Source organism: Pelagicoccus sp. SDUM812002 (assembly GCF_031127835.1).
Lineage (GTDB): Bacteria > Verrucomicrobiota > Verrucomicrobiia > Opitutales > Opitutaceae > Pelagicoccus.
Genome location: NZ_JARXHX010000006.1, coordinates 140,211 through 155,182 on the forward strand (window position 1 = coordinate 140,211; position 14,972 = coordinate 155,182).

Consider the following 14,972-nt stretch of genomic DNA (forward strand, 5'->3'; position numbering starts at 1 on the left):
CATCCGATTACACCAGAAAGTCAATACACCTCCCTAGCTCGATCTCAGAACGGGCCTTAGAAGCACACTAGAAGGCCTCATTTACACGAAATCCGACAAAGGCCTTGCACGCGCACGCGCGGGCGTTTTCATTTGCTGTTTTAATAGATGAAGCGTGCCTTCTGAGCCCGCTCAACCAACAGCCTTACAGAAAACCCTGTACCACCTTTATGGATTCCCAAAACGAATCTGAGAACCTGCCTGTCAACTATGACGGCGATTCAGAATACAACGCTTCCAATATTCAGAAGCTCGAAGGCCTCGAAGGCGTGCGCAAGCGTCCCGACATGTATATCGGGGATACCAACGAGCGCGGCCTCCACCACTGCGTATTCGAAGTCGTCGACAACTCCATCGACGAGGCCCTCGCCGGCTACTGCAAGAACATCAAGGTCTCCATCCACCTCGACGGCTCCTGCTCCGTAGAAGACGACGGCCGCGGCATCCCTGTAGACATCCACCCTACCTACAATATTCCCGCCCTCGAGCTGGTACTCACAAACCTTCACGCTGGCGGCAAGTTCGGCAAGGGCGCCTACCAAGTTTCCGGCGGACTGCACGGCGTCGGAGCTAAGTGTGTGAACGCCGTCTCCGAGTGGTTCGAGGCCGAGGTCCGCCGCGAAGGCAAGATCCACCAGATGCAGTTCAGCCGAGGCAAGACCACCAAGGAGCTAACCATTATCGGCGAAACCCAAAAGACTGGCACTAAGATCTCCTTTAAGCCCGATCCGGAAATCTTCCAAACCACCCTCACTTTCGAGTATGAGATCCTCGGCAAGCGCCTCCGCGAGCTAGCATTCCTCAATCCCGGCATCTCCATCACCGTCATCGACGAACGCTCCAATAAAGAGGAGAGCTTTCTATTCAAGGACGGCATCGCCGAATACATCCGCTTCCTCAACCGTTCCAAGAACGTCCTGCACGAGGACCCCATCTGCTTTCGCGACTCCGTTAAGGAAAAAGAAGACGAGCCCGCCATCGCCGTAGACGTGGCCATGCAGTACAACGACTCGTACAACGACCAAATCTTCGCCTACGCCAATTCCATCTTCAACATCGAAGGCGGCACCCACCTCACCGGCTTCCGCACCGCCCTCACCCGCGTGGTCAACCAGTTCGCACGCGCCAACAACCTCCTCAAGGACAAGGATCCCGCCATCACCGGCGACGACGCTCGCGAAGGGTTGGTAGCCGTTATATCCGTCAAAGTTCCCGAGCCGCGCTTCGAAGGCCAGACTAAGACTAAACTGTCCAATGGCGAGGTCGACGGCATCGTACAAAAGATCGTTGGCGAAGGACTGAAGTACCAATTCGAAACCGATCCCAAGCTCGCCAAACGGCTCATCGACAAGTGCCTCAACGCCGCCCGCGCCCGCGAAGCCGCTCGCAAGGCTCGCGAAACGGTTCGCAAGTCTGCCCTCTCCGGCGGTGGCTTGCCTGGCAAACTAGCCGACTGCTCTTCCCGCAAACCCGAAGAATCCGAGATCTACATCGTGGAGGGTGACTCTGCGGGTGGTTCAGCCAAGCAAGGGCGCGACCGTCGCACCCAAGCCATCCTTCCCCTGCGCGGTAAGCTGATCAACTCCGAGAAAGCTCGTATCGACAAGGTCCTCTCCAACAACGAAATCCGTACTATGATCACCGCGATCGGTACCGGAATCGGCGATTCGGAAGACGGCGGCGGCTTCAACATCGAGAAAGCCCGCTACCACAAGATCATCATAATGACCGACGCGGACGTCGACGGCTCCCACATCTCGACCCTATTGCTCACCTTCCTCTACCGCCACATGAAAGGGCTCATCGAGCGAGGCTACGTCTACATGGCCCAACCTCCGCTCTACAAAATCAAGCGCAAGCGCCGCGAGCAATACGTCGACAACGACGAACAGCTCAACCGCATCCTGCTCGAGCTCGGCGGCGACGAAGCCGTCCTCACTCGCGTCGATGGCGGCCATAAGTTCGAAGGCGAAAAGCTCGACAAGATTGTCGAAGTCTTCGCTCAACTCGAACGTATTGGCGGATCGGTTACACGCCACGGCGGCTCGCTTGCAGAGTACCTCGAACAGTATTCAAAAGACGACCATACGCTCCCTCGCTACCTTGCCCGCGTCCGCGAAGGCAACAACGAGACCTACCACTTCCTTCGCGAAGAATCGGACCGTGCCGCATTCGTACAAAACCAAGGCATGGGTGCCGAAAGCCTCAACGAAGAGAACGCAACCGCGACCATCTTCGACGAAGCAGCTGGTATCTCGAAACGCATCTCAATCTTCGAAATTTTCGAGTCGAACGAGATGTCCAAGCTTCTTCACGAAATCGAACAGATTGGGCTAAACCTCGACCAATTCGTCACCTCCGAGGAACCCGTCTACACCTTCACAGAAAACCTCGGATCCAAGAGCGAGAACACAATCGAGATATTCTCCAACATGTCGATTCTCGACGAAATTCGAAAATCCGGACGCAAGGGACTCAGCATCCAACGCTACAAGGGTCTCGGTGAAATGAACCCAAAGCAGCTCTACGAAACGACCATGGACGTATCCAAGCGTAGACTACTAAAGGTCAACATCAACGACGCCGCCAAGGCTGACGAACTCTTCACTATTCTCATGGGAGAAGAAGTCGCACCTCGCCGTCTTTTCATCGAAGACAACGCCCTCAACGTTTCCTACCTCGACGTCTAGGAGCCCCTTGGCAGCGAACCCGTAAACCGTATCCATTTTATAATCACTCGCTATGGAAAACATTTCCAACGAAAGAATCTCCCAAACTAGCATTACTGACATCATGCAGACCGCGTACATCGATTATTCGATGTCGGTCATCGTCAGCCGTGCCCTTCCCGATGCCCGCGACGGACTCAAACCCGTCCAACGCCGCATTCTCTACGCCATGCTGCGTGAGGGACTGCTCCACAACCGCCCCTTCGATAAGTGCGCCGGTGTTGTCGGTGAAGTCCTCAAGAACTACCACCCGCACGGTGACTCCTCTGTCTACGATACCCTAGTACGCATGGCGCAAAACTGGGTAATGCGCTACCCGCTCATAGATCCGCAAGGTAACTTCGGTTCCGTCGACGGCGACTCCCCCGCGGCCTATCGTTACACGGAAGCTCGTCTCACTGCCATTGCTGAGGATCTCCTTCGCAACATCGACGAAGACACAGTAGACTTCGTAGCCAACTACAAGGAGTCCACCACCGAACCATCTGTATTGCCAGCAGGACTACCGAACCTTCTCATGAACGGTTCCACAGGGATCGCCGTTGGCATGGCGACCAACATCCCGCCGCACAATCTCGACGAGCTCATCGACGGCGTCTGCGCCCAGATCGACAATCCAAACATCACCATCGCCGAACTCGGTGAGATGATTCAAGGACCTGACTTCCCGACTGGTGGACGTATCATCGGACGCAAGGGCATCGACGAGTACATGAACACCGGCCGTGGCATCGTCCGTATGCGCGGAACGGTTACTTCCGAGCCGATGGAAGGCGGTGATCGCGAGCGTATCATCATCTCGACGATCCCCTACAACGTCAACCGCGCCACACTCGTCACCAAGATCGCCGAACTCGTTTCCACCAAGGAAGTCGAAGGCATCTCTGACCTGCGCGACGAATCCGACGAAAACACCCGTATCGTCATCGAGCTTAAGCGCGGAGAGTTCCCCGAGGTAATCATCTCAAAACTTTACAAGAAGACCGCCCTAGAGTCTTCCTTCGGTGTCAACATGCTCGCTCTGGACAACAAGCGTCCAAAGCAGATGAACATGAAAGAGATGATCAATTGCTACATCGATCATCGCCGCGAAGTCATCTACCGCCGTACTGCATTCCGTCTGAGAAAAGCCGAAGACCGCGCCCACATCCTCGAAGGCTACAAGATCGCCTTGGACAACCTGGACGACTTCATCAAGATCATCCGCTCGTCCGCCAACCGCGACGAAGCCAAGGTCCGCCTCCAGGAAAAGTACCCGCTCTCCGATCGTCAGGTCACGGCCATCCTGGACCTCCGCCTCTACCAGCTCACCGGTATGGAGCGCGGCAAGATCGAAGAAGAATACGCCGAACTCCTCAAGCTCATCGAAGAGCTCCGCTCCATTCTCGAAAACGAGTACAAGCTCCTCTCCATCATCAAAGAAGAGCTCTCAGAGTTGAAGGAAAAGTACACCAGCCCACGTAAGTGCGAAATCGTTCCTTACGAAGGCGACATCTCCAAGGCGGACATGACGCCGAAGGAGGGTTGCTTCATCACCATCTCCCATAAGGGCTTTATCAAGCGCGTCTCCGACTCTGAATTCCGCACCCAAAAACGCGGCGGCAAGGGCGTGCAAGGTGGCAACACCTACGAGGACGATTTTGTGGAGCATATCTTCACGGCCAACACGCACGACACCATCATGTTTTTCATGAACAACGGTCGCGTCTACGTGGAGAAGGTCTACGAACTTCCGGAAGGTTCCCGCACCTCCAAAGGCCGCAGCATCAACAACGTGCTACAACTTCAGAAAGAAGAGCAGATCGCCGCCATGATCTGCGTTAAGGAAATCTCCGAGGACTTCAACTTGGTCATGTGCACCAAGCACGGCACGGTTAAGAAGACGAACCTCGCCGCCTACAAAAACTTCCGCAAGGGCGGCATCATCGGCATCAACATCGACGAGGGTGACTCGCTCATTACCGTCAAGTTAACCAACCGGGACAGCGAACTGGTCATCGTCACCCACCTGGGCAAGTCCATCCGCTTCCACGAGTCCGATCTGCGCGAGCAAGGTCGTGCCACTCGCGGCGTCCGCGGCGTGAAACTTTCCACCAAAGACTACGCTCAAGCCATGGAAGTGGTCGACAACGAGTGCGCCCTGCTCATTTGCGGCATCAACGGGCAAGGCAAACGCACCGTCTTCGACGAGTTCCCACTACAGAAGCGCGGTGGCAGCGGCGTGATCGCAGCCAAAACCTCTGGCGTAGCTGGAGCCCTAGCAGTACGCGAAAACGACGAGATCATGATGTTGACTAAAAACGGGCAAGCCGTCCGCACCAGCGTCAAGGACATCAATCTCATCGGCCGCATCACCAAGGGCGTTCGCTGCATCAACCTCAACGAAGGTGATAAGCTTCTCGGAGTCGCACGCATCGTCGAGGACGAGGAGGACATACAACTAGATGGCGAGCCGACAAACGATGCCGAAGTGACTCCTTCCGGCGAAGAGTAGCAAAAATGCATTAGCACCTAAGTAACCAGGGGCTTGGGTGATACCCCCAAAGCCCTTAGATGTTAAGCAGTTAAAGCTTGATCCTGTAGTGCTTTGTACCTAAATTCCGGGACCCAGAGGCAGGTTATTCAACAAAAGTCCTTTATATTCTGCATGAATTTGAGCAGAAATTTTCATGACAAAAAATAATTCGTAATTTTTTATCAAACCCCTTGATTGGCAATTAATTTGCTGAAAAGGACTCTAGTCGGATTACACCTCTAACAATCTGTTCAATTAAACAATCTCACCGCAAGTAGCCGAGCTACAAGCGTCACTACCTAAAACTCAGATCAATGAACAAACTACTAAGTCTAACCGCGGCCGGAGCGCTACTCACTAGCTCCACCATCTACGGCCAGATCGAAATCAACGAAAACCTGTCTGTTACAGGTTTCCTAGACATGTCGCTCTTCCACGCTGACAACAATGACGGTGATTCGACATCGTTTGACCTTGATCAGATGGAACTCGATTTCCTTTTCTCTTTCGACGAGATCACCGCGCAGGTTGACCTCGACTACCAACGCGGCGACGCTAACGAGATCGATCTCGAGCAAGCGTTCCTCACCTATGACCTCGGCGAAGGAACCTCCGTCACCGCTGGTAAGTTCCTCAGCTACATGGGCTGGGAAACTGCAGAGCCTACCGGTCTCTACCAGTACTCGTACGCGTACGGCACGACTATCCCTGGCTACCACAACGGCGTGAGCATAGACTTCAGCGACGACTGGGGCTCTATCGGACTCGCTCTCGTTGACTCTGTCTACGACGACGACGGTTCCATCAATGGAGACGATCCTTTCGAGGTTGGCGCTGAGGCCAAGCTCGTCCTCACACCTGCTGAAGGCTGGACGTTTTTCCTCGGTTACGGTCTCGATTCCGCTGACAATGGTGGCGTAGATCGCGAGCTCATCAACTTCTGGGGCTCATACGAAGTAGGTTCTTCCACCTTCGCAGCTGAGTACAACGTGTACACAGATGGTTTCCGTGACATCGACCAGTGGCTTCTCATGTACTCCGTCGCAGTAGGCGACAAGGGTACTTTCACAGCTCGTATCAGCAACGACAAGCGCGACTACGAGAGCCAAATGGCATCTGCGATGGTCGGTTCTGGACAATTGGAAGACGAAGATACCAAGTACACCCTCGCTTACATCCATGCAGTGAACGACAACTTGGCGATCGTTAGCGAAATTAGCGAAGTGGATATGGGTTCTTGGAGAGGCAGCTCTACAGAGTACGCACTCGAAGCACTCTTCACATTCTAGTTCACTAAACTAGCATATTATTTCTGGATAGCCTCTACCTTTCGGTAGGGGCTATTTTTTTTAGAATCTCGATACCAGCAGGCTGCACAAGTAACGAACATGTCGATGAAGAAACCAGCGTCCCAAGCGGGACCGACGTAACCGCGTTACTTGGCACTGGAAGGCTCGTCGTCGGCAAATAGGCAGGCGGATAGAGACCCTACTAGGTGCTCTACCGAGTTCCCCCATGAAGCGAGCCATCTATACTCTCTGCGGCGAAATCAAATGCACCTAAAACAGAGCTCCCCGGCGAAGAAGCGCTAATTGATGGCACCAACGAGTTAGGTTCCATCCCGAACTTTGAGGGCCCAACGTTACAGAATATCCCTTATGCTATGCATGAATTTGAGCAGAAATTTTCATAACTGGGGAAATTAGGGAAATTTTTGTCATCATCAAGGGTTGGCAATTAATTTGCTAAAACCGCGAGTCGTTCGAAATTGATTTCCTGCCGACTTTTCACATATCACTCTCATCGCAAGTAGCTTAGCTACAAGCGTCACTACCTAAAACTCAGATCAATGAACAAACTACTAAGTCTAACTGCAGCAGGTACGCTGCTCACCAGCTCTGCCCTTCACGGCCAGATCGAAATCAACGAAAACCTGTCTGTGACAGGCTTCCTTGACATGTCGCTCTTCCATGCTGACACCGACGACGGCGATTCCACTTCGTTCGATTTGGATCAGATGGAGATCGATTTCCTCTTCTCTTTCGACGAGATCACTGCCCAGGTCGACCTCGACTACCAACGCGGCGACGCTAACGAGATCGATCTCGAGCAAGCGTTTCTCACCTACGACCTCGGCGAAGGCACTTCCATCACTGCCGGCAAGTTCCTCAGTTACATGGGTTGGGAAACTGCAGAGCCAACAGGCCTCTACCAGTACTCTTACGCCTACGGAACAACCATCCCTGGCTACCACAATGGCGTAACAATCGACTTCAGCGACGACTGGGGCTCCCTTGGACTCGCGCTCGTTGACTCGGTATACGACGATGACGGTTCCATCAACAGTGACGCTGACGACTTCGATATGGGTATCGAAACCAAGCTCGTTCTCACTCCTGCAGACGGATGGACAGTGTTCCTCGGCTACGCCGTCGATTCCGCAAACGCTGGTGGAGAAGACCGCGAACTCGTCAACCTCTGGGCTTCCTACGAATTTGGGGCATCCACAATCGCAGCTGAAGTCAACGATTACTCGGACGGTATGACTGAAATCAATCAGTGGTTGCTCATGTACTCTGTTGCTACCGGTGACAAGGGCACATTCACCGCTCGTGTTAGCGGCAACGACGTACGCGAAGGTACTAGCTTGGACAACCAGGATTTCAAGAAGTACACCGCTGCCTACATTCACGCTGTTAACGACAACCTCGCTATCGTGTCAGAAGTAAGCCAGATTGACTACTTCACCGGCGACGCGACAGAGTTCGCTCTCGAAGCACTCTTCACTTTCTAGTTGGTATAACTAAAAGCTTCTAAGGACGCCTCCACCGTATTGGTGGAGGCTTTTTTGTATAAGCTAATTGGCTACAAGCTAAAAACGTAATTTTCATATCACCCAGCCCAATCCCTTGAATCCAAGCGCAAAAGCCCGAGCACAGAGCGCCCCGCCTGGACAACGCAGTTTATTCACAAAAAAAGCCCCGATGCTCAATCGAGGCCTACTCTATTTTAATCGAGGTGAGAAATTAAACCGTCAGGTACTTCGCTACCATTGCGTCATCGAGCTTAGCAATGTCTCCCTTCTGCACCACCGATCCACGTTCGAGTATATAGAAGCTCTCACACGCGTTTCGCGCAAAATCGATGTACTGCTCAACGAGTATCACGCTCATCTCTCCCTGTTTTCTAATCGCGTAGATTGCGTCTTCGATCTGATCGATTATGGATGGCTGAATACCTTCCGTCGGCTCATCGAGAATCAAAAGCTTAGGCTTCAGCAACAGAGCGCGCCCAATAGCTAACTGCTGCTGCTGGCCCCCACTAAGCACTCCACCCTTCCTCTTTATCATATCCTTGAGGACTGGAAAAAGTTCGTAGACAGATTCTAGGCGGGCCTCGGCATCCTTACCCGCGTTGGCCACACGTAGGCTCACGTTGAGGTTCTCCCAAACGGTGAGCCCTGGAAAGATATCACGGCCTTGCGGGACGTAGCCGATTCCTAATCGCGCTCTAGCATCTGATGGCATCTTGTGGATCATCTCACCAGTAAACTCAATTGTGCCTACCTTGGTAGCTACTAAGCCCAGAATCGTGTTGAGCAAGGTCGTCTTACCTGTTCCATTTCGACCCAGCAAAGCGACGGCCTTCTTCTCGGGGACGTCAATCGAAACACCTTTCAGGATCATCGACTCATCGTATCCCGCACAAACGTCTCTAACAGAAAGGAGCATCGAATCCTTTTGCGGCACGGTTCCTGCTACTTCTTCCACTTGTGTATCCATTTTTCGAATCTCCTAGTGTTTACGAGTTTGGCGACCGAGATAGACCTCAATTACCTGAGGATCGCTCTTGACGAAATCGAAGCTTCCTTCCTTGAGCACGTGACCTTGGTGCAACACCGTTACGCGACTCGCAATCTGACGTACGAACTCCATATCGTGCTCGATCACGATCAAACTGTGCTTTCCCTGTAGACTGAGTAACAGCTCTCCTGTTCGCTCCGTTTCTTCGTCGCTCATACCAGCAGCAGGCTCGTCGACCAACATGATCTTCGGGTCCTGAGCGAGCAGCATCCCAATTTCCAGCCACTGTTTCTGGCCGTGAGAGAGAGCTCCGGCTAAATCTTCGGCGTGCTTCACTAGGCGAATAGTCTCTAGTACGCTGTAGATCTTATCACGATCTGCTGGTTTTTCTCGATAGAAGAGAGAGTGAAAAATCCCTCGCTCACCTGAGAGCGAGAGCTTCAAGTTGTCATAGACCGTGTGCGAGCTGTAGACCGTTGGATTTTGGAACTTACGCCCGATACCGAGCTGGCTAACATCATGTTCCCTCACACGGGTAAGGTCGACATCCTGTCCATTGTCCAAATGGAATTGAATCTTTCCCGCGTCGGGTTTGGTACGAGCCGTGATCAAATCCATGAAGGTACTCTTTCCTGCCCCGTTAGGACCGATCACCGTGCGTAGCTCGCCTTCGCGAAGATAAAAATTCAGATCGTTGATGGCTTTGAATCCGTCGAACGACTTTTCAACACCTTCAACGCTGAGTATGAGAGATGTATGCTTTTCCGGAGGTATGTGAGCCATTAGGAAGCAGGGGTTGCCGATGTTGAATTATTGCCACGAATACGTGCCAAAACAGGAGCGAGCTGCTTTGGCAGCCCGACTAGGCCATTTGGCATGAAGAGCACCACGAGCATGAAAATCGCCCCCAGGATTATTAACCAGCTATCTGGATAGGCACGCGTCGTGTAGCTCTTGATGATGTTCACTACGATTGCTCCGATGATTGGACCAAATTTCGTACCGCGGCCGCCGAGAGCCACCCAAACGACCACGTCGAGCGACTTGGCTGGCGTCATTTCGTTAGCGTTGATGCCACCAACTTGCGGCACATAAAAGGCCCCCGCGATGCCGGCCACCATGGATGTACCTACGAAAATAAGCATTTTGTAGGTCGTCGTTGAATACCCAGAAAAACGCACTCGATTTTCACTATCCCTGATCGCTTGCTGCACCTTCCCAAACTTAGTTTTCAACAACCAAGCGATGATGAGGTAAACAACCAGCATCAGGATCGCGCTCATCACGAAAATCCAACGCTGCGTCGAGGCAGCGTTAACGTCGTATCCAAATATCTCCTTAAAGTCAGTCAGACCATTATTACCTCCAAAGAGGATGAAATTGTTACCGAACAAGTCCAAGTTGTTCTTAAAGAAGAAGAGACTCGCCGCGTAGGTGAGAGCCTGAGTCAAAATCGAAAAATACACACCTTTAATCCGTGAGCGGAAAGCGAGGAAGCCGAAGACAAAGGCTAAAACGCCAGGTACAAGCATCGTCGCTGCGATCGCAAATGCTCCATTCTCGAAGGGAGCCCAATACCACGGTAAGGCGGTGTACCCTTGGAAATCCATGAAGTCAGGTAGTGCCGTGTTGTAGACGTCGTCTACCCCTATATGCAGCATCAGGTACATACCAAACGCATACGCGCCCAGGGCGAAGAACAAGCTCTGACAAAGGCAGAGCAAACCCGTGTATCCCCACAGCAAATTCAAGCTCATCGCCATAACCGCATAGGTTACGTATTTGCCCCACAACGACAGTTGAAAGGACGAAAAGTGCAGAGCGCTTCCGTCTGGGAAAAAAGCGTTCATTGCGGGCAAAATAAGCAACAGCACTACGCAAGCGCCTAGGTATCCGCCGAACTCTATTTTGTTATCAAAAAGCTTCATTGTCGAAATCCCTCCGTATTAGTCGTCCATGCTTCGAGATTTCGTGGGAAAAATGCCACCCGGCTTCCACTGCAGGAAGAGGATAATCACACCCAACACGATGATCTTGCCCATAACAGGGCCCAAGAGGGGCTGTAAGAACTGGTCGAATACACCAATCCCCATTGCAGAAATACCGGCTCCTAGAAGATTGCCGACTCCACCGACGACCACCACCATGAAGCTGTCGACGATGTATGCCTGCCCCATAGTCGGTCCTACATTGCCGATCTGTGTCAACACCGCTCCGGCCATGGCCGCAAGCCCACAGCCAAAGGCAAAGGTCATGGAATTAACACGGCTTACCGGAATACCCAAACTCGACGCCATGTTGCGATTCTGCATCACCGCACGGATGTAGAGGCCAAGGTTTGTCTTGGTGAGAAGCAGCCAAGTCAGAACGCACACGAAACCAGCAAACGCGATCGCAAATAGACGGGCGTAGCTCATAGATATTCCCGCGTATTCAAAGTTCCCTAACAACAGATCAGGATTAGCTACCTGCACATTCGCTGCTCCGAACTTCAAGCGGAAGGCTTGGCGCATCACCATAGAAAGACCCCAAGTCGCAAGCAGCGATTCGAGCGGGCGCTTGTAAAGGAAGCGGAAGAACCCTTTTTCCAAGAGAAATCCTATTCCTCCCGCCACGAGAAAGCTAACCGGTATCGATACCCAGAAAAACCATTGAAATGCTGCCGATCCTTCCCCGAACCAATCCGAAAAGTAACCTTGCACGACGAAACAGGTGTATCCGCCGATCGCAATGAACTCGCCGTGCGCCATGTTGATGATTCCCATCAAGCCAAAGGTTATAGCGAGACCAAACGAAACCATTAAAAGGACGCTTCCGGTGCTTAAGCCGCGAAAGAAGCTTCCCGCGTGTTTCAGCAACTCCTCGTGGTCGGCGATTTCTTGAGACGCCTTTTGGGCTGCGGCCAAAAGCGCTTCATCGCCCGCTTCCTTGGCAGAATCCACAATTGCTAAAATCTTATCCTTGGCCCGGATCGAGTGGAGCTCACCCAATCGTGCAATCGCTTCAATCAATTCTTCCTGCGTCTCTGCGTTCGCGAGCAGGCTGATCATGATCGACTCCTCGAAGGCTTTCTTGGCAGTCCCATTTCGCTCAACCTCGAAACGCTTGCGGAGCTCGGGCAGGTATTCCGGATCCTGGCTTGCCCCTAACTTCAGGGCCGCATCAACCCTAGTATTCACGTCCTTCGAGGCCAAACCGATCGTATCGGTGACCCGAGTCAACAGACGGCGGAGCTGTCGTGGCGCTCTATTTTTTTCTAGCGACTCATAAACAGCGTTGCTAATTTGGATCACTTCGCCTGTTGCGACGCGCACGTACTTTCCGGATACAGCTTGGATCAGAATCAGTTCCGAGCCTTCTGGCTCGTACTCACGAATTTCGCCAACTCGCCATGCGTCGACAAATGCGGTTACATATTCGTCGCCAGAGTCGGCGAGGATTTGCAGTGTAGCTTCTTGGTCTTCTACTCGCTCTAGGGCGAGGTCTTCAAGTAGCATTCGGATTTCCCCTGTTTCGACAGCACCCACAAGCGCAGTCCAAACAAGAGAAAAAAGCAGAAAGGCTTTCTTCATTGGAGGGAGGAGAGAGGAAATTGGTAGAGGGAGAAAAACAATGGACCCGCCTGGCCTAAGGGGGTTGAGGCCGGGCGAGCCCACGTAAGTTCAAAAGAGCTAAACGAACTAGAAGGTACCCTTCAAGAATGGCTCGCCGTACACATCTTCGAAGGATTCGAGAATTTCGAATTGTCCATCTTCGAGAATTTCACCGATGTAGACGTTCTTTGTGAGGTGACGATTTTCCTGAGTAGTTACGGTGCCGCCTGGACCGTCGAAGGAGATACCCTTCTCGAGCTCAGCGTTTACCGCATCTACGTCAAAGGTACCTGCTGCTTCGACAGCTGCCTTCCAAAGGTATACACCGTCGTAGGAAAGAACCATCGGGGAACAAGTCACACGACCCTCCTTTTGAACGCTAGATGGTGCCTTCGTTTTCAGCCATTCTTGGAAGTTTTCGACAAACTTCTCATTGGCAGGAGTGTCAAGAGACATGAAGTATGTCCAGCAACCAAGGTGCCCGACCAAGTCAGCGGTCGGCAGGCTCCGAAACTCGTCCTCAGAAAGCGAATACGAAACGATTGGGCAATCGTCGGCAGTCAAACCGGAGGCAGCGATTTCCTTAAAGAAGGATACGTTAGAGTCACCATTGATGGTATTGAGTACAGCTGCGTCGCCACCTGCCGCGAAGGACTTGATATCTGCAACAATCTGCTGGTAGTCGGTGTGGCTAAACGGAGTGTACTTACCAGCAGAAATCACTTCGCCGTTTTCCTTGCGGAGACCGCCACCAATATTTTCCTCAGGGATACCCTTTGACTTCAAGTACTCGAAAAGGACGAGATTGGTAGTCTGCGGATATACGTAGTCAGTGCCGATAAGGTAGAACTTGGTGTATCCTTCCTCGAGAAGGAAGTCTACCGCAGGAATTGCCTGCTGATTGACCGCTTCCGCCGTGTAGAAGATATTTGGAGACATTTCCTCCCCTTCGTACTGAACTGGGTAGAAAAGAAGACCGTTGTATTTCTCGTAAACAGGAAGAACGAACTTGCGGCTTACAGAGGTCCAGCATCCAAACGTCGCAGCAACCTTATCTTGGGCAAGCAACTGCTCCGCCTTTTCGGCGAAGGTCGGCCAGTCGGATGCGCCGTCCACGACAACGGGTTCGATCATCTTACCGAGAACGCCCCCGGATGCATTAATCTCGTCGAACGTGAAGAGCAAAATGTCACGAAGCGACGTTTCACTGATTGCCATAGTGCCACTTAGTGAGTGGAGAACGCCGACCTTGACTGTGTCTTGGGCGAGAAGCGACGAGGAGAACAAAGCGGCCGCTGAAGCGAGACCGAGGGTTAGTTTTTTAACTTCCTTCATTTGATGATATAATAGGAGGGTTTGGTGTTACATTTGAACAAGGCGTCACATCCATGTTGAGCAGAGATGCAAGTCCGGCTTAGGTAGCAACTGCTGGGCCAACCTAGCGCTTTTTGTGAAAATCGTGTAACTCCATGAATTCCACGCATCCATCGTATTAATTTAGATCAATATTGAGCATACCTTTTTTTCAAAAAGTATTACCGCTGAGATAAAGCACTAACCTTGCTTCGTGGCTCAAAAATTGCTCATTGCTTAAAAAAAAGCCCGCCGATCTTGAAGCGTTCCAAACTTCCCTACAGCTTAAGACCCAAAACCTTACCAAATTCGATCCTCTATGCATCTGACTCCACGCGAACAAGAAAAACTCATGGTCGTCGTCGCCGCTGACCTGGCACGCAGACGACAGGCTCGCGGCTTAAAACTCAATTACCCAGAGGCAGTCTCTATAATCACGTACGAGATCTTCGAGGGAGCCAGAGACGGAAAAACAGTGGCCGAACTCATGGGCTACGGAGCAACATTACTGGGAAGGAAAGATGTCATGGATGGCGTCGCCGACATGATCCACGAAGTGCAGGTGGAAGCGACTTTTCCGGACGGCACCAAACTCGTAACCGTTCACAACCCTATCCAATGATCCCCGGTGAAATCATTCCCGCCGACGCGGCCCCGCTCGAGGCGAACGTCGGCCTTGAAACCCTAACGCTTCCGGTCACCAACACGGGAGATCGACCCATTCAGGTCGGCAGCCACTTCCACTTCTTCGAGGTTAATTCAGCCCTCGCCTTCGATCGTGCTGCCGCTCGTGGATTTCGCCTCAATATTGCGGCCGGCACCGCCATCCGCTTTGAGCCTGGAGATTCGAAGGAAGTCGAACTCGTAGCCCTCTCGGGCAAACGAGAAGTCTACGGACTCAACGATAAGATAAACGGCCCGCTCGATGCCTAGCGAGCTC

Annotated in this window: 11 protein-coding genes; 6 read left to right on the forward strand and 5 right to left on the reverse strand. The window is 52.4% G+C overall.

Annotation, left to right across the window (positions count from 1 at the left end; translation table 11 throughout):
• Nucleotides 1-209 precede the first annotated feature (209 nt).
• From gyrB to QEH53_RS11040, 4 genes are all read left to right on the forward strand, one after another.
• Nucleotides 210-2,729, forward strand: coding sequence for a DNA topoisomerase (ATP-hydrolyzing) subunit B (gene gyrB / locus QEH53_RS11025; protein WP_309023244.1), 2,520 nt, complete (start codon nt 210-212; stop codon nt 2,727-2,729).
• A 52-nt stretch (nt 2,730-2,781) separates the two neighbouring features.
• On the forward strand, nt 2,782-5,262 hold the full coding sequence (gyrA, locus tag QEH53_RS11030) for a DNA gyrase subunit A (protein ID WP_309023245.1): 2,481 nt from the start codon (nt 2,782-2,784) through the stop codon (nt 5,260-5,262).
• Nucleotides 5,263-5,597: 335 nt separating this feature from the next.
• Nucleotides 5,598-6,572, forward strand: coding sequence for a porin (locus QEH53_RS11035; RefSeq protein ID WP_309023246.1), 975 nt, complete (start codon nt 5,598-5,600; stop codon nt 6,570-6,572).
• A 560-nt stretch (nt 6,573-7,132) separates the two neighbouring features.
• Complete coding sequence (locus QEH53_RS11040; protein ID WP_309023247.1) at nt 7,133-8,077, forward strand: porin; 945 nt, start codon at nt 7,133-7,135, stop codon at nt 8,075-8,077.
• A gap of 232 nt (nt 8,078-8,309) precedes the next feature.
• Here the strand turns inward: QEH53_RS11040 and urtE are convergent, their stop codons facing one another.
• The 5 genes from urtE to QEH53_RS11065 all read right to left on the reverse strand — a co-directional run bounded on the left by urtE (nt 8,310) and on the right by QEH53_RS11065 (nt 14,014).
• Nucleotides 8,310-9,014 carry an urea ABC transporter ATP-binding subunit UrtE gene (urtE, locus tag QEH53_RS11045; protein ID WP_345785717.1) on the reverse strand — a complete coding sequence of 235 codons (705 nt, stop codon included), beginning with the start codon at nt 9,012-9,014 and terminating at the stop codon, nt 8,310-8,312.
• A gap of 63 nt (nt 9,015-9,077) precedes the next feature.
• Nucleotides 9,078-9,869 (reverse strand): urea ABC transporter ATP-binding protein UrtD, encoded by a 792-nt coding sequence (urtD, locus tag QEH53_RS11050; RefSeq protein ID WP_309023249.1) that lies wholly within the window; start codon nt 9,867-9,869, stop codon nt 9,078-9,080.
• On the reverse strand, nt 9,869-11,014 hold the full coding sequence (gene urtC, locus QEH53_RS11055) for an urea ABC transporter permease subunit UrtC (protein ID WP_309023250.1): 1,146 nt from the start codon (nt 11,012-11,014) through the stop codon (nt 9,869-9,871). Before urtC ends, urtD begins: the two co-directional genes overlap by 1 nt.
• A gap of 18 nt (nt 11,015-11,032) precedes the next feature.
• Entirely contained in the window at nt 11,033-12,658 is a 1,626-nt protein-coding gene (gene urtB, locus QEH53_RS11060; protein ID WP_309023251.1) for an urea ABC transporter permease subunit UrtB, read from the reverse strand.
• Between the two features lie 108 nt (nt 12,659-12,766).
• Nucleotides 12,767-14,014, reverse strand: a complete 1,248-nt coding sequence (locus QEH53_RS11065) for a transporter substrate-binding protein (protein WP_309023252.1) — start codon at nt 14,012-14,014, stop codon at nt 12,767-12,769.
• Between the two features lie 337 nt (nt 14,015-14,351).
• Here QEH53_RS11065 and QEH53_RS11070 point away from each other — a divergent pair, with 337 nt between their 5' ends.
• Nucleotides 14,352-14,654 carry an urease subunit gamma gene (locus QEH53_RS11070; RefSeq protein ID WP_309023253.1) on the forward strand — a complete coding sequence of 101 codons (303 nt, stop codon included), beginning with the start codon at nt 14,352-14,354 and terminating at the stop codon, nt 14,652-14,654.
• The gene (locus QEH53_RS11075) at nt 14,651-14,965 is read left to right on the forward strand and encodes an urease subunit beta (RefSeq protein ID WP_309023254.1); all 315 of its coding nucleotides are present in this window, start codon (nt 14,651-14,653) and stop codon (nt 14,963-14,965) included. The genes QEH53_RS11070 and QEH53_RS11075 overlap by 4 nt, the downstream gene beginning before the upstream one ends.
• The last annotated feature ends 7 nt before the right edge of the window (nt 14,966-14,972 follow it).